The organism is Burkholderia sp. 9777_1386, from assembly GCF_015712265.1.
Lineage (GTDB): Bacteria > Pseudomonadota > Gammaproteobacteria > Burkholderiales > Burkholderiaceae > Burkholderia > Burkholderia cenocepacia.
This window is the reverse complement of the sequence record NZ_JACCQB010000034.1, coordinates 46,993-62,562: the sequence shown is the minus strand read 5'-3', so window position 1 is coordinate 62,562 and position 15,570 is coordinate 46,993. Positions and strand designations below refer to the sequence as shown.

12 protein-coding genes are annotated in these 15,570 nt (G+C 69.0%); 5 read left to right on the top strand and 7 right to left on the bottom strand.

Annotation, left to right across the window (positions count from 1 at the left end; all coding sequences use genetic code 11):
• Nucleotides 1–215 precede the first annotated feature (215 nt).
• Both mprF and H0X91_RS23205 read left to right on the top strand, forming a co-directional pair.
• Nucleotides 216–2,810, top strand: a complete 2,595-nt coding sequence (mprF, locus tag H0X91_RS23210; protein ID WP_059720808.1) for a bifunctional lysylphosphatidylglycerol flippase/synthetase MprF — start codon at nucleotides 216–218, stop codon at nucleotides 2,808–2,810.
• A complete protein-coding gene (locus H0X91_RS23205; protein WP_048988131.1) occupies nucleotides 2,807–4,090 on the top strand; it encodes a virulence factor family protein in 1,284 nt (427 codons plus the stop codon). Before mprF ends, H0X91_RS23205 begins: the two co-directional genes overlap by 4 nt.
• Nucleotides 4,091–4,173: 83 nt before the next feature.
• On the opposite strand, the gene H0X91_RS23200 is transcribed toward H0X91_RS23205, so the two are convergent.
• The 6 genes from H0X91_RS23200 to uxuA form a co-directional block, all read right to left on the bottom strand.
• Entirely contained in the window at nucleotides 4,174–4,611 is a 438-nt protein-coding gene (locus H0X91_RS23200; RefSeq protein ID WP_006486022.1) for a DUF934 domain-containing protein, read from the bottom strand.
• Nucleotides 4,608–6,392 (bottom strand): nitrite/sulfite reductase, encoded by a 1,785-nt coding sequence (locus H0X91_RS23195; protein ID WP_196433381.1) that lies wholly within the window; start codon nucleotides 6,390–6,392, stop codon nucleotides 4,608–4,610. Before H0X91_RS23195 ends, H0X91_RS23200 begins: the two co-directional genes overlap by 4 nt.
• A 197-nt stretch (nucleotides 6,393–6,589) precedes the next feature.
• Nucleotides 6,590–6,979: a hypothetical protein gene (locus H0X91_RS23190; protein WP_196433380.1), complete on the bottom strand. Its 390-nt coding sequence runs from the start codon at nucleotides 6,977–6,979 to the stop codon at nucleotides 6,590–6,592.
• 97 nt (nucleotides 6,980–7,076) lie between these two features.
• Entirely contained in the window at nucleotides 7,077–8,510 is a 1,434-nt protein-coding gene (locus H0X91_RS23185; RefSeq protein WP_084751494.1) for an aminotransferase-like domain-containing protein, read from the bottom strand.
• A 129-nt stretch (nucleotides 8,511–8,639) separates the two neighbouring features.
• Complete coding sequence (locus H0X91_RS23180) at nucleotides 8,640–9,950, bottom strand: MFS transporter (RefSeq protein ID WP_043204671.1); 1,311 nt, start codon at nucleotides 9,948–9,950, stop codon at nucleotides 8,640–8,642.
• Nucleotides 9,951–10,022: 72 nt separating this feature from the next.
• Complete coding sequence (gene uxuA / locus H0X91_RS23175; protein WP_196433379.1) at nucleotides 10,023–11,084, bottom strand: mannonate dehydratase; 1,062 nt, start codon at nucleotides 11,082–11,084, stop codon at nucleotides 10,023–10,025.
• Nucleotides 11,085–11,351: 267 nt separating this feature from the next.
• On the opposite strand from uxuA, the gene H0X91_RS23170 reads away from it, so the two are divergent.
• The 3 genes from H0X91_RS23170 (at nucleotide 11,352) to H0X91_RS23160 (ending at nucleotide 15,156) form a co-directional block, all read left to right on the top strand.
• Nucleotides 11,352–12,074, top strand: coding sequence for a FadR/GntR family transcriptional regulator (locus H0X91_RS23170; protein ID WP_058903192.1), 723 nt, complete (start codon nucleotides 11,352–11,354; stop codon nucleotides 12,072–12,074).
• A 182-nt stretch (nucleotides 12,075–12,256) separates the two neighbouring features.
• Complete coding sequence (locus H0X91_RS23165; RefSeq protein WP_060211163.1) at nucleotides 12,257–13,387, top strand: ABC transporter substrate-binding protein; 1,131 nt, start codon at nucleotides 12,257–12,259, stop codon at nucleotides 13,385–13,387.
• Complete coding sequence (locus H0X91_RS23160; protein ID WP_058903190.1) at nucleotides 13,384–15,156, top strand: sensor domain-containing diguanylate cyclase; 1,773 nt, start codon at nucleotides 13,384–13,386, stop codon at nucleotides 15,154–15,156. Before H0X91_RS23165 ends, H0X91_RS23160 begins: the two co-directional genes overlap by 4 nt.
• An 84-nt stretch (nucleotides 15,157–15,240) precedes the next feature.
• Here H0X91_RS23160 and H0X91_RS23155 read toward each other — a convergent pair whose 3' ends face one another.
• Nucleotides 15,241–15,540 (bottom strand): DUF4148 domain-containing protein, encoded by a 300-nt coding sequence (locus H0X91_RS23155; protein ID WP_006486001.1) that lies wholly within the window; start codon nucleotides 15,538–15,540, stop codon nucleotides 15,241–15,243.
• Between the last annotated feature and the right edge of the window lie 30 nt (nucleotides 15,541–15,570).

Sequence of the window (15,570 nt, the reverse complement as noted above, 5' to 3'; positions counted from 1 at the left end):
ACGCACGGTTTCTTTATGCGTTTTGATGCGAGAGACACCACAAATCCGCACAAAGCCGACGTGAAAGATTCTGTAATATTAATTCCGTATACTCGTAAGTTCTGATCCAGGCGCCACGAGCCCGTCTTCGGCCGGCCGCCCATGCAGAACAACCAGATACGTCGCCGCCGGCCAACCCGCGCCGCGGCACGCTATGCACCACCACTGAACACGTTATGTCTTCCCGCCACTCTGGTTCGCCCGGCCGTGCCGCGGCGGTGATCGCCCGTGCCCGGGCGCTGATCCGCAACGAGCGCGTGCTGTCGCCGCTGCTCGCGCTCGGCATCGGCCTGCTGCTGATCGTGGTTTTCCAGCATCTGTCGGAATCCGTCGACTACCGGTCGGTGATCCGCCAGTTGCGTCACATGTCCGTCGCCGAGTGGGGCGCGTCGCTGGCCGCGACGGCCCTCAGCTATCTCGCGCTCGTCGCCCGCGATGCGGTCGGCCTGCGCTATGTCGCGGCCAAGGTGCCGCGCGTCGCGCTGTGGATCGGCGCGATTGCCGGTTCCGCGCTCGGCAATGCGACCGGCTTCGGCGCGCTGACGGGCGGCGCGGTGCGTGCGCGCGTGTACGGTGTGTCGGGTGTCACGCCGGCCCAGATCGGGCGGATGACGGTGTTCACCAGCGGCACGCTGGCGCTCGCGATGGTGTTGATGACGGCGGTCGGCATGGTCTGCGTGCCGGAGGCGCTCGCCGCGATGCTGCACGTCGCGCCCGGCGTGCTCACGTGGACGGGCGCCGCGTTGCTCGTCGCGCTTGCCGCGCTGGTCGCGCTGTGCGGCAACACCGCGCGCCCGGTCGTCACGCGCTTCAAATGGCTGTCGTTCGACGTGCCGGCGCGGCGCGATCTCGTCGCGCAGGTCGTCTATGCGGTGCTCGACGTGGTGGCCGCGGGCCTGACGCTGTGGGTGTTGCTGCCGGCAGCGCCGGTCGGCTTCCCGACCTTCATTACCGTTTATGCGGCCGCGTTGCTGCTCGGGATGATCGGCCATACGCCGGGCGGGATCGGCGTGTTCGAGGCGGCGATGGTCTTCACGCTCGGTCGCGAAGTGCCCGCGCACGCGATGGTCGCCGCGCTGATCGCGTATCGCGCGATCTATTTCGGCGTGCCGCTCGTGCTGTCGGCCGGCCTGCTGGCCGGCTTCGAGGGCCGCGCGCTGCGGCGCCGGCTCGTGACGCGGCAGGCCGTGCGCGTGTCGCAGCTCGCGCCGGTGTTCCTGAGCCTCGTGACGTTCGCGGTCGGCGGGATGCTGGTGATCTCGAGCGCGACGCCCGCGTTCTGGCACCGGATCGCGATCCTGCGCCACATCGTGCCGCTGTGGGTGCTCGAAGGCTCGCAGGTGATCTGCAGCGTGCTTGGCGTCGCGCTGCTGTTCGTCGCGCGCGGGCTGCTGCGCCGGCTCGACGGCGCGTGGTGGATGACCTTCGCGTTGACGCTCGCGAGCCTCGCGCTGTCGCTGGCCAAGGGTCTCGCGTTCGTCGAGGCCGGCGTGCTCGGCACGCTGCTCGTGCTTTTGCTCGTCAGCCGCCGCCGCTTCAATCGTCATTCGTCGCTGCTGGCCGAGCGCTTCACCGTCAGCTGGTTCGTGTCGGTCGCGATGGTGCTGATGCTGGCCGTGTGGGTGCTGTTCTTCGCGTTCCGCGACGTGCCTTACACGCGCGAGCTGTGGTCGCATTTCTCGTTCGACGCGCGTGCGCCGCGGGCGCTGCGCGCGACGCTCGCGTCCGGCGTGTTCGTTGCGCTGTTCGCGCTGTGGCAATTGCTGCGCCCGGCGCCCGGGCGGTTCGTGAAGCCCGCGGAGCAGGATCTGGTCGACGCGGAGCAGATCATCCGCGCGCAGGAATGCAGCGATGCGGGCCTGGCGTTGATGGGCGACAAGTCGTTCCTGTTCTCGGAGTCGCGGCGCGCGTTCCTGATGTACGCGAAGAACGGCCGCACGTGGGCCGCGCTGCACGACCCGGTCGGGCCGCGTGAAGAGTGGCCGGCGCTGATCAGCAAGTTCATTGCGCTCGCGCATGCGCACAGCGGCCGCGCGGCGTTCTACCAGGTGCGCGCGAACGCGCTGCCGCTGTATCTCGACGCGGGGCTCACGCTGATGAAGCTGGGCGAGGAAGCGCACATCGCGCTCGACCAGTTCGACCTGAAGGGATCGAACCGTTCGCATCTGCGCTATGCGCTGCGGCGCGGCGACAAGGATGCGCTGACGGTCGAGGTGATCGCGCCGGGCGACGTGCCGGCCGCGCTGCCGGCGCTGCGCGGCATCTCGGACGGCTGGCTCGACAGCCGCGATGCGCGCGAAAAGAGCTTCTCGGTGGCCGCGTTCCACGACGGCTATCTCGCGACGCAGTCGGTGATGCTGGTGCGGCAGGCCGACAAGCCGATCGCGTTCGTCACGTTCATGACGACCGACCTCAACACCGAGGCGACGGTCGGCGTGATGCGCCATCTGCCGGAGGCTTCGCCGTACGCGATGGAGTATCTGTTTACGCAGCTCGCGCTGCATCTGAAGGAAGCGGGGTTCCGCAAGCTGAGCCTGGGTATCGCGCCGTTCTCGGGGATGGGGGCGGCGAAGATGCCGTCGCCGTTCCACCGGCTCGGCCTGATGGTCTGGCGCTTCGGCGGCCGCTTCTACAACTTCCGCGGCTTGCGCGCTTTCAAGAGCAAGTTCGAACCGCACTGGGAGCCGCGTTATCTCGCGGCCTCGGGCTCGGTCGGCGTGTTCGTCACGCTGGCGGATCTGTCATTGCTGGCTGGAGGTCGGCGTTCATGATGTCGAAGAAGGGTATCGCGCGGGCGGCAGCCGCCTGCGCGGGAATGATGCTGGCCGGCGCCGCGTGCGCCACGCAGCCGGCCGCGGTGAAAGCCGAAACCGTGTCCGGCGGCCGCTACGGGCCCGTGACCGTGACCAGGCCGAGCGGGCCGCTGCGCGGGTTCGTCGTGCTGTTCTCGCGTGAGGGCGGCTGGCGGGCCGCCGATCAGCAGGCGGCCGACGCGCTCGCGAAAGCCGGGGCGATGACGGTCGGCGTCGATTCCGCGCGTTACGCGGCGAATCTCGCCGCGAAGCAGGAGACTTGCCACCACCTCGACGGCGACGCCGAGGCGGTCAGCCATCAGCTCGAACGTCTCGCGCAGTCGTCGCGCTATTTCACGCCGATCGTCGCGGGCGTGGGCCAGGGCGGCGCGATCGCGAAGCAGATCCTCGCGATGGCGCCGGAGAACACGATCGCCGGCGTCGTCGCGGTCGGTCCGGCCGCGAAGCTCGATCCGCGCTTCAAGCCGTGCCCGCCCGATCCGACGATCGTGCGACGCGCGATGCCGGGCTTCGTCGAAACGGCTGCCGCGGGCGACACCGCGAAGCTCGTGTCGCTCGTCACGCCGCACCTGCGCGACACCACCGGCGGCAGCGACGAGCTCGACGTCTCCGACCTGCCGCTCGTCGAGCTGCCGGCCAAGGGCGGCAGCGACCGGCTCGCGATCGTGATTTCGGGCGACGGCGGCTGGCGCGATCTCGACAAGACGATCGCCGAGGCGCTGCAGCGCGACGGCGTGTCGGTGGTCGGCATCGACAGCCTGCGTTATTTCTGGAGCGAGAAGCCGCCCGCGCAGGTGAGCCGCGATCTGGCCCGCGTGATGCGCACCTACATGGCGCGCTGGCATGCCGGCCGGGTGGCGCTGGTCGGCTACTCGTTCGGCGCGGACGTGATGCCGTTCGCGTACAACCGGCTGCCGGCCGACCTGCGCGACAAGGTCGCGGTGGTGTCGCTGCTCGGCTTCGCGCCGTCGGCCGATTTCCAGATCCGCGTGACGGGCTGGCTCGGCATGCCCGCGAGCGACAAGGCGCTGAAGGTCGCGCCGGAAATCGCGAAGGTGCCGCCGGCGCTCGTGCAGTGCTTCTACGGCGCGGAAGAGACGGACACGATGTGTCCGGCGCTCGCGAACACGGGCGCCGACGTGATCAGGACGCAGGGCGATCATCACTTCGGCCGCGATTACATCGCGCTCGAGAAGAAGATCCTCGGCGGGTTCGGCAAGCCGGTGGCGGCGCGCTGAACATCGGCCGGCGCCCGCGTGACGGCAGGCGCCGGCCGGTTTGCTTTCGGTTCATCGGACGGGCGGCCAGCGAGCCGCCCGTTTCATTTTCCGGGCTGCGCCGCCGCGTCCCGCGGCGGCATGACCGTTCGCGCATCGCGCTGATAGAAGCCCGGAAACCGGTCGAGCTGCCGCCGTGCGACCGCGAGATCGGCGGCGTCGCCGAGCACCGCGCTCGAAAACCCCGTGCGTTCCATCAGCAGCAACTGGTCGACCAGTACGTCGCCGGTCGCGCGCAGGTCGCCGGCGAAGCCGTAGCGCTTGCGCAGCAGGTAGGCCTGGCTGTATGCGCGGCCGTCGGTGAACGACGGAAACTGCAGGTCGATGCGCGTGGCGTGCGCGATGCGTGCGGCCAGCGGCGGCAGTTCCTCGTCGTTGCCGATCGTCAGTGTCGTCGCGTCGTGCTGCTGCGTGTCGTCTGCGTGCTCGGCCGGCGTCAGCAGCCGGATGCGTGCGGATGGGTTCGAGGTCTCGTGCTTCATGCCGGCTCTTCCTGATGACGTGCGGCGTTCGCGGCGGCCTTGAACGGTTCCGTGCCGATGCGGCGCACCGTGTCGACGAATCGTTCGCCGCGACCGTTCGCGTCGATGCGCGCATCGAGATAGGCGTTGACGATCGCGTCGACGACATCGACGATCTCGTCCGCCGAAAACGACGGGCCGATCACCTTGCCCGGCCGCGCGGGGCCGCTCGCGCTCGAGCCGTCCGAGCCGCCGAGCGTGACCTGGTACCACTCCGCGCCGTCCTTGTCGACGCCGAGGATGCCGAGGTGGCCGCTGTGATGATGGCCGCACGAATTGATGCAGCCGCTGATGTGCAGGTCGATGTCGCCGACGTCGTGCAGCAGGTCGAGATCGTCGAAGCGCTCGGCGATCGCGTCGGCGACCGGAATCGAGCGCGCGTTCGCGAGCGCGCAGAAATCGCCGCCCGGGCACGCGATCATGTCGGTCAGCAGCCCGACGTTCGCGCTCGCGAGCCCGATCGCGCGGGCGTTTTCCCACAGCAGGAACAGGTCGTCGACGTGGACCCACGGCAGCACGACGTTCTGCGTGTGCGTGACGCGGGCCTCGCCGGCCGAGAAGCGGTCGGCGAGCTCGGCGAGCGCGTCGAGTTGCTCCGGCGACGCATCGCCCGGTGCCTGCAGGCGGCGCTTGAACGACAGCGTGACGATGCGCAGCGCCGGGTCGCGGTGGTCGGCGACGTTGCGGGCGAGCCAGCGCGCGAACGCCGGATGACGGCTCGCCTGCGCGGCGACGCGCGCATTCGCGTCGGCGAGGTCGAGCGTGCGCGGCTTCAACCGCGGCGGCACGAACGACGCGGCGACGCGCTCGAATTCGGCCTGCGGGATCGTGTGCAGGCCGCCGTCGAGGTCGACGATCTGGCGGAACTCTTCCTCGACGTCGTCGATGTAGCGTTGCCCTTCGGTCTTCACGAGGATCTTGATCCGCGCCTTGTACTTGTTGTCGCGCCGCCCGTAGCGGTTGTACACGCGGACGATCGCCTCGATGTAGTTCATCACGTGCTGCCACGGCAGGAACGCGCGCAGCAGCGTCGCGATCATCGGCGTGCGGCCCATCCCGCCGCCGACGCTCACCCGAAAGCCGAGCGCGCCCGCGTCGTCGCGCACGAGCTTCAGCCCGACGTCGTGCCAGTCGGTCGCCGCGCGGTCCTCGGTCGCACCGGTGATCGCGATCTTGAACTTGCGCGGCAGGAACGCGAATTCGGGGTGCAGCGTCGTCCATTGACGCATCACCTCGGCGAACGGGCGCGGATCCGCGATCTCGTCTGGCGCGACGCCCGCGCGTTCGTCGCACGAAATGTTGCGGATGCAGTTGCCGCTGGTCTGGATGCCGTGCATGTCGACGGTCGCGAGCAGATCCATCACGTCGGCCGCCTTCGCGAGCGGAATCCAGTTGAACTGCACGTTGGTGCGGGTCGTGAAGTGCGCGCTGCGGGTCGGCAGGCGCAACGTGCCGAGCAAGGCCTGCGCGTCGCACGCGGCGCGGTAGGTGGCGTCGTCGGGCACGTCGTAATCGCGCGCGATCCGCGCAAGCACGCGAAGCTGCGCGCTGGACAGCTCGCCGTACGGCACCGCGACGCGCAGCATCGGCGCGTGGCGCTGCACGTACCAGCCGTTCTGCAGGCGCAGCGGCCGGAACGCATCCTCGCCGAGGGTGCCTTGCTGCCAGCGTTCGAGCTGGTCGCGGAACTGGGCGGCGCGGCTGCGCACGAGCGCCCGGTCGAAATCGGTATATCGATACATGACGTGATACGCGAGAGGCGCCGCGGCGCGCAGGGCGCGCGGCGCGGCAGGGCGTTGCGACGGATGTCAGGCAACGGAAGACAGCGTAGGGAACGCGGTGCGGCGGGACAAGCAGCAGATCGGGACGGAAAAGGCGCAGCAGATGGCCGGCGGGGCGCCGGCGCAGGCCGGGCATGCGTGCATGCCCGTGAGCGCGGTCAGGCGTCGACGACGAGCGCCGGATCGAGCGCGCGGATGCGCTGGTCGATGAAGTAGCCGCCGCCTTCCTGGTAGCGCAGGAACAGGCGGCCGCACGGGCGGCAGCGGCTGACGGTGCAGCGGTTGTACGGGAAATGGCGCGGCGCGATCGGCGCGTCGTCCGATGCATAGTGCGTGCCGGCCGGATGATATTCCGCGTAGGTCGGCTCGGCATCGCCCGGCGGCATGAGCGTGGCCACTTCGAGCAGTTGCGTGTCCGGCAGCGACAGCGGCAGGGTCGTCCAGCCGGCGAGCGAGGTCTTGGTGCACGTGCACGGCTGCGTGACGTGCGCCGCTTCTGCCGTCAGTGTCAGCAGCGCGTCGTAATCGAGGTAAGGCAGTGGGCTCATGGGCAATCGTGAAGGGGCGGTTGGACCTGCAATGTAACCCGCGCGCGGATCGGCTGCATGGCCGCGACACCGGCAGCGCGGCGCGCTTCCTGCGCGCTCAGCCGGCCTTGCGGACCGACGGCTGCGCGACCAGTTCGCCGAGCACGCGGATCGCGCGCTCGATGTCGCGGCTCCACGGATGGCCGAAGTTCACGCGCACGCAGCGCTCGAAGCCGTGCGCGGCCGAAAACAGCGGACCCGGCGCGAAGCTGATGCCGCGTGCGATCGCCTCGCGATGCAGCGCCATCGCGTCGATCGCGTCGGGAAACGCGAGCCACAGGAAATACCCGCCTTCCGGCCGCACCCACTCGACGCCGGCCGGCAGCCAGCGCCGCAGCGCGTCGTCCATCCGGTCGAGCTGCGCGTGCAGCGCGCCGCGCAGCACGCGCAGGTGCCGGTCGTAGCCGCCGTGCTCGAGATAGTTCGCGATGCCGGCCTGCGCGGGAATGCTGGCCGACAGCGTCGTCATCAGCTTGAGCCGCTGCACTTTCTCCGCGAACCGGCCGGCGGCGGCCCAGCCGATCCGGTAGCCGGGCGCGAGCGTCTTCGAGAACGAGCTGCAGTGCATCACGAGGCCGTGACGGTCGAATGCGCGCGCGGGCAGCGGATAGTCCGGGCCGAAATGCAGTTCGCCGTAGACGTCGTCCTCGATCAGCGGCACATTGCGCGCCGCGAGCAATTCGACGAGCGCGCGCTTTTTGTCGGCGGTCAGCGTGACGCCGGTCGGATTCTGGAAATTGGTCATGAACCAGCACGCGCGGATGTCGTGCCGGTCGAGCGCGTTCGCGAGCGCGGCGAGGTCGAGGCCAGTGCGCGGATCGACGGGAATCTCGACCGCGCGCAGGTCGAGCCGCTCGATCGCCTGCAGCGCCGCGTAGAAACCGGGCGCTTCGACGGCGACGACGTCGCCCGGCCGCGTGACCGCCATCAGGCACAGGTTCAGCGCTTCGAGTGCGCCGTTCGTGACGACGAGTTCGTCGATCGGCTGCGAGATGCCGGTGGCGAGATAGCGCCGCACGATCTGCTGGCGCAGCGCCTCGTTGCCGGGCGGCAGGTCGACGACCGTGCTCCACGGGCTCACGAGCCGCGTGGCCTGCGCGAGCGACTTCGCCAGACGCGGCAGCGGAAACAGCTGCGGCGCCGGGAACGCGGAACCGAGCGGCACGATGCCGGGCTGCGTGGCCGCATCGAGCACGGAGAACACGAGATTGCTGATGTCGACCTTGCGGGTTGCGTCGGTGCGGCGCGTACGGCGTTTCGTTGCCGGGCTCGCGGCCGGCTGCGCGCCCGGCGCGACGTAGTAGCCCGAGCGTTCGCGCGCGCGGATCAGCCCCCACTGTTCGAGCAGGTAATACGCGCGAAATACCGTCGACTGGCTCACGCCATGCTGCGCGATGATCTGCCGCAACGACGGCAGGCGCGTGCCGACGGCGAGGTTGCCGTTGCGGATGTCGTCGGCGATCGTATGGGCGAGGGTTTCGTAGCGTTTCATCGGCGTGGGCGGAGCGCTGCGTCGCCGCACGCGGGCCGGAGCGGCGCCGCGCCGGCGGGCGCGGCTCATTGTCCGATGCGCGGCCCGAAAAGGAAAGCGCGGGTGTTTCGGCCGCGCCGTCCCGCCGCGTCACGCCGCGTTCGGCTCGACATTCCGTCCGCTGCCGCCGCGACGCAGCGGCGGCAACGGCTCGACCTTGCCGACCACGAACAGGTACGACAACGCCCCGACCACGCACAGCGCACCGGCCACCGCGAGCGGCACCACGAACGAGCCTTTCGTGATCGACAGCATCACGCCGGTGAAGGTCGTGATGAAGATGCCCGCGAGATTGCCCGCGAAGTTCTGGATGCCGCCGAGCGACGCGACGTGCGCGGGCGTCGGCGCGACTTCGCCGACGAGCGTCCATACGTTGGCGCCGGCGAACGACAGGCTGGCATATGCGAGTGCGAACAGGCCGAGGCAGGCCCACACGTTTTCGACGAACGCGGACAGCGCGATCGACGACGACAGCAGCATGCCGAGCACGAGACAGGTCTTGCGCGCGGCGGTGGCGCTCCAGCCGCGGCGGAACAGGCTGTCCGACACGTAGCCGCCGAGCCAGCCGCCGGGAATCGCGAGCAGCGCGGGCAGCATGCCCCACGTGCCGAGCGACGCGAGCGAGAAGCCGCGCGACTGCAGCAGGTAGCTCGGGAACCACGTGATGAAGAAATAGATCGCGAAGTTCAGGCAGAACAGGCCGATCATCATCCCCCACACGGTGCGGTAGCGGAACAGGTCGAGCCACGACACCTTCGGGCCGTCGGTTGCGGCCGCAACCATCGGCGCGCCGCGTTGCGCGAGCAGCGCATCGACGGCGTCCGGCGCGATCGCGCGATAGCGTTCCGGGTCGCGATAGACGAACCACCACGCCAGCGCCCACACGATGCCGATGCCGCCCGTGATCACGAACGACCCGCGCCAGCCGACGAGCGAGATCAGCCACGCGACGAGCGGCAGCGACAGCGCGGAGCCGACGCGCGAGCCGCTGTCGAAGATGCTGCTGGCGAGGCCGCGCTCGCTGCGCGGGAACCAGTTGAACGCGACCTTCGCGAACGACGGGATCGCGGCCGCTTCGCCGACGCCGAGCATCAGCCGCACGCCGACCAGTTGCGCGAGGCCGCGCGCGGCGCCGGTCGCGACGGTGAACACCGACCACCAGCCGACGGCCAGCGCGAGGCTCACGCGCACGCCGACCTTGTCGATGAACCAGCCGGCCGGTAACTGCAGGAACGCATAGGTCCAGAAGAACGCGCTCAGCACGAGCCCCATGCCGACCGCGTCGAGCCCGAGGTCGGCACGGATGCTGGGCGCCGCGATCGCGAGGTTCGCGCGGTCGATGAAGTTGATGACGTTGGCCAGAAAGCACATCAGGATCATGGCCCATCGGATGCGTGGCATGGCGGTGTCTCCGCGCGGAATGTCGTGGCGGGCGACCGGCGATCCGCTGCGCCGGCCGCCTCGAAAGGCGAATTACTGCGACGCTTGCGGCGCGCGGTCGAACTTCGCCAGCGCTTCCCACAGGCCGTTCAGGTAGACCGCGCCGAGCGCGCGGTCGTAGAGGCCGTAGCCGGGCTTGCCCGTCTCGCCCCAGATCATGCGGCCGTGGTCGGGGCGCACGTAGCCGGTGAAACCGGTGTCGTGGTACGCCTTCACGATCGCGGCGATGTCGAGCGAGCCGCAGCTCGACAGATGCGCGGTTTCCTCGAAATCGCCGTTCGCGTCGACCTTCACGTTGCGGATGTGCGCGAAATGGATGCGGCCCATCGCGCCGAACTCGCGCACGAGCGCTTCGACGTCGTTTTCGGGGCCGGCGCCGAGCGAGCCCGAGCACAGCGTCAACCCGTTCGCGGGCGAGTCGACGAGACGCACGATCCGCGCGAGATCGTCGCGGTTCTTCACGATGCGCGGCAGCCCGAAGATCGGGCGCGGCGGATCGTCGGGGTGGATCGCCATCTTCACGCCGGCTTCCTCGGCGACCGGAATGATCGCCTTCAGGAAGTATTCGAGGTTGGCCCACAGCGCGTTCTCGTCGACGTCGCGGTAGTTGGCGAGCAGCGCCTGCAACTGTTCGGGCCGGTAGCTGGAATCCCAGCCGGGCAGCGCGATGCCGTCGTTCGGATCGATCCGGTCGACCGCGTCGGTGCTGAACGCGAGGCAGGTCGAGCCGTCGTCGAGCGTCTTCGACAGCTCGGTGCGCGTCCAGTCGAACACGGGCATGAAGTTGTAGCAGACGACGCGGATCCCGGCCGCGCCGAGATGGCGGATGGTCTGCCGGTAGTGGTCGATCAGGCGGTCGCGGCCCGGCTTGCCGAGCTTGATGTCCTCGTGCACCGGCACCGATTCGACGACGTCGAACTGCAGGCCGGCGCGTTCGATCGTCGTCTTCAGCGCTTCGATCTTGTGCGCGGGCCAGACTTCGCCCACCGGTTCGTCGTAGATCGCGGACACGATGTGCGTGACGCCGGGGATCTGGCGGATGTATTGCAGCGAGACCGGATCGGACTCGCCGTACCAACGGAAAGACATCTTCACTGGAGCGGCTCCTGGCTGGCGGTTCATGCGTTGGACGAGCGCGGCGGCAGCGTGCCGGCCCGTCGTCGGTGTGCGGATTATGATTGGTATGCCAGTTTTGAGGGATAGTGGTTTACCAGTTGTTCGGGCAAGCGTCGGCCCGTGTGACGTTTCCGAAAGCGTCAGGCGAGGCCGGCCAACGGGCGAGCCGGGGTGTCGCCAAATTGGTGTACCATTTTGACGATCCGGCGCCGCAGCGGCGCCCGCCAGCCTGTTGCGAGCCTTCCGATGACCGATCTTTCCAGCCTGCCCGCCAGCCGCGACACCGATGCCGCGGACCGCTCCTATATCGGCCTTGCGCGGCAGATTCACGCGATGGTGGCCGCCGGCGCGTTCGAAGCCGGTGCGCGGCTGCCGTCGGAGCGCAGCCTGGCCGACCAGTTCGGCGTAAGCCGCACGCAGGTGCGCGAGGCGATCATCGCGCTCGAGGTGCAGGGGATCGTCGAGGTGCGGATCGGCTCGGGCATCTACGTGTCGGCGGCCGATGCCGCGCGGCCGGTGACGTTCGAAGTCCCGCGCGGCCCCGGGCCGATCGAGACGCTGCGCGCGCGCGGGCTGATCGAGGCGGAAGTCGCGGCGCTCGCGGCGACCGAACGCAAGGATGCCGATCTCGACCGCCTGTTTTTCTCGCTGACGACGATGCGCGAGCAGATGAACGACAAGGCCGCCTACGACGCGGCCGATCGCCAGTTCCACCTGCGAATCACGGAATCGACCGGCAACACGGTGCTGCTGCACATGGTCACGGCGATGTGGGATTGCGCGCGCAGCGATCCGCTGTGGGACAAGATCGAGGAGCACTTTCACTCGACCGCGCTGCGCGAAGCGTCGCAGGAAGATCACCAGCGGATCTTCGCGGCGATCATGGCGCGCGACGCGGACGGTGCGCGCGACGCGATGCGCGCGCACCTGTCGCGCGTGATCGCGGAATTCACGCAGGCCTGGCGCTGACGTTCGTCTTCGCGTATCCGCGCATGCTTGCATTCGCGCCGCGATGCAGGCCCCGGTAACTGCGTCGCATTCAGTCGCAAGGCCAATGAATATGCGCCGTGTGCGGCTTGTTCCGATTGCGTGACCCTGCGTTTTATGGTCTCGTTGCGGGATATCGCATCGACTCGAAAAAGGACAGTCGAATGCAGCCGGGCGATTCACGCGGGGTCCGATTGATCAGGGGAATCGGCGCAGGCACGCGCGCGCGCCGCGCCGTGCGTACGCTGCTTGTCATATTGACGGTAGGCTTACTGGCGCCCGTCCCGCCGGCCGTCGCCGCCTCACCCGAAACCGTCAACGACAACGTGCTGCGCGTGCTGGCGTGGCCCGGTTATGCGGACAGCGATATCGTCAGCGCATTCGAGGCGCAGTTTCATGTGCGTGTGGAAGTGACGCTGGTCGATTCCGACGAAGCGTTGTGGACGCGGTTGCACAGCGCCTCGCCGCCGCCGTACGACGTGCTGGCCGCGAACACGGCCGAGATCCAGCGCTATGCGCATGAGCACCTGCTCGCGCCGGTCGACCTGTCGCGCATCCCGAACCGGCGGCGGCAGTTGCCGAATTTCCAGCAGCTCGCGATGATCGGCGGCCTCGTGCAGGACGGCGCGTCCTACGCAGTCCCGTTCACCTATTCGTCGATGGGGCTGATCTACGACCGCAAGCAGGTGCCGGCCGCGCCGCGCTCGATGCGCGAACTGTGGAATCCGCGCTATCGCGGCAAGGTGCTCGACTTCAACAGCGCGCAGCACAATTTCTCGTTCACGGCGCTGGCGCTCGGCTATCCCGATCCGTTCCGTCTGTCGCCCGCGCAGACGCTTGCCGTCGCGCGCAAGCTGATCGACCTGCGCCGCAACCTGCTGACCTACTACACGCTTCCGGAAGAGGCGACCGCGCTGTTCGTCCAGCATCGCGCGGCGCTGATGTTCGGCAACTACGGCACGCAGCAGGTCGAGCAGTTGCGCCGCGCCGGCGCGGACGTCGGCTACGTGATCCCGGACGAAGGCGCGCTCGCGTGGCTCGACTGCTGGGCCGTCACGCGCGGCGCGCTGCGTCCCGAGCTCGCGTTCGCGTGGATCAACTACATGCTCGAACCGGCGATCGGCGCGCTGCTGACCGAGCGCCAGGGGCTCGCGAACACGCTCGAGCCGCCGCGCGGCCTCGACACCGGGCACGAGCATCTCGTATGGCTTCAGCCCGTGGAGGACATCGCGCGCCGCGAATCGCTGTGGGGCCGCATCGTGTCGGGCGACCGGCCGGAGCGGTTCGGAAAATGATCCGGCTCGGGCTCACGTCGAAGCTGTCGGTGCTGTTCGCGTGCATCGGCGTGATCGCGTCCGGCACGACCGGCTACTACGCGTATCGCGCCAACCGCGCGATGCTCGTGCAGGAGGCGCAGCACAGTCTGCTGATGTCGACGCAACTGCTCGGGCAGCGCTTCACGACCGCGCTCGCCGACGTCGCCGACGATGCGCTCGTGCTCGCGCAGTTGCCGTCGTCCGCGTTCGTCGCGGGCGCCGACCATCCGGACGACGCGCGCCGCATGCGGCTCGAACAGGTGTATTACAGCTTCATGCGGAATCACGCGGAATACCTGCAGATCCGTCTGATCGCGCGCGGGCATTTCGGGATCGAACGCATTCGCCTCGATCGCGATGCGCGCGGCATCGTCGTGCTGCCCGAACGCGAATTCCAGGAGAAAGGGCAGTTCTCCTATGTATTCGATACGCTCGCGACGGCGCCTGGCCACATCTACCTGTCGCCGATCGTGGTCAATCACGAGACGGGCTCGCACGCGGCGGAGGGGCTGCCGATCCTGCGCGTGGGCACGCCGGTGGTCGACGCAGCGGGCCAGACGGTCGGCGCGCTCGTCGTCGACGTCGAGCTGTCGCGCGTGTTCGACCGGCTCGAACGCGATTTGCCGGACGACTATGCGGTCTATCTCGCGAACGAGTGGGGCGATTTTCTCGTGCATCCCGATCCGGAACAGACGTTCGGCTTCGATCGCGGCCGGCGCGTGCTGATGCAGGATCGCTTTGCCGTCACGCGCGCGCTGTTCGACAGCGGACGCATGAACGTGACGCTCAATGGCCTTGCGCAGCCCGATGCGGCGCCCGGCCAGATGTTCGCGTTCGTCCGCACGCCGTTCGGACACGACGAAGGCAACCGCTTCGTCGTGCTGGGAATGGGCCGGCCGCTCGCCGACGTGCTCGCGCCGGCCGGCATGCTGGGCGAACGGATCGTCAGGATGGTGCTCGTATCGAGCCTGCTGGCGGTCATCCTCGCGATCCTGTTCGCGCGGGCGATCACGCGGCCGTTGCAGACGCTGGCGCGTGCCGCCACGCACGTGTTCGACGATCCGGCCGCCGAACGGCTGCCGGTCGCGCGGGCCGACGAGATCGGCGTGCTCGCGCGCTGTTTCGACAGCATGCGCGTCGAGATTCGCACACAGGTCGCGATGCTGCGCGCGAAGCAGCAGGAGCTCACGCACCTCGCCGGCCACGATCCGCTGACGGGCCTGCCGAACCGCCTGCTGTTCATGGAGCATCTCGATGCCGCGATCCGGCATGCGGCCGCGGTGCGCGAGGGGCTGGCGGTGATGTTCGTCGATCTCGACCGCTTCAAGCAGATCAACGACCAGCACGGGCATTCGGTTGGCGACCGTACGCTCGTTGCAGTCGCGAAGCGGTTGAGCCAGGTGCTGCGCAGCGGCGACATGGTGGCGCGGCTGGGCGGCGACGAATTCATCGTGCTGATGTCGGATGTGCGTTCGCCGGCGGTGATCGGCGATGTCGCGTCGCGCATCCAGATCGTGATGGCCGAGGCGCTCGAGTTCGACGAAGGGCGCATGGCCGTCGGCGCGAGCATCGGCGTCAGCGAGTTTCCGGCGGATGGCGCGTCGGCCGAGGAGTTGCTCGTCAAGGCCGACGCGGCGATGTACGCGGCGAAGGCGTCCCCGCAGTGCGTGTGCGTGCGCTACCAGGATCTGGTGCGCAGCGGCGCACCCGACGAGACTGGCCGCGTCGCATCCGGCGGCAGCCGCTGACCGCGGGCCGAAACGCGACGAGCCCGTCGCGGGACGGGCTCGTCGCATGGGCGGGCTGCAGGTGCGAAGCGCGCAGCGGCAGGCTTAGTGGCCGAAGTAGACCGAGTCGCGCGGGTTCTGCGCGCGGACGACCGGTGCGCCGCCCTCGACGGTCGCGGCCGGTTGCGAGCCGGCGCCGCTGTTGTCGATGCCGTGCACGCGGGCTTGCGCGGCCTGGATGTCGGCCGGGTAGTACGGGCTCGACTGGCTGGGCTTGTAGCCCGCGTTTTCGAGCTGGACCAGTTCGTTGCGCACCTGGGCGCGGGTCACGGTGCTTTGGGCGAATGCGCCGAACGACGCGGACAGGGCGGCGGCGGCAACGACTGCGGAAACGAGCGATTTCATGATGACCTCCGATGTTTATTGGCTTTCCGC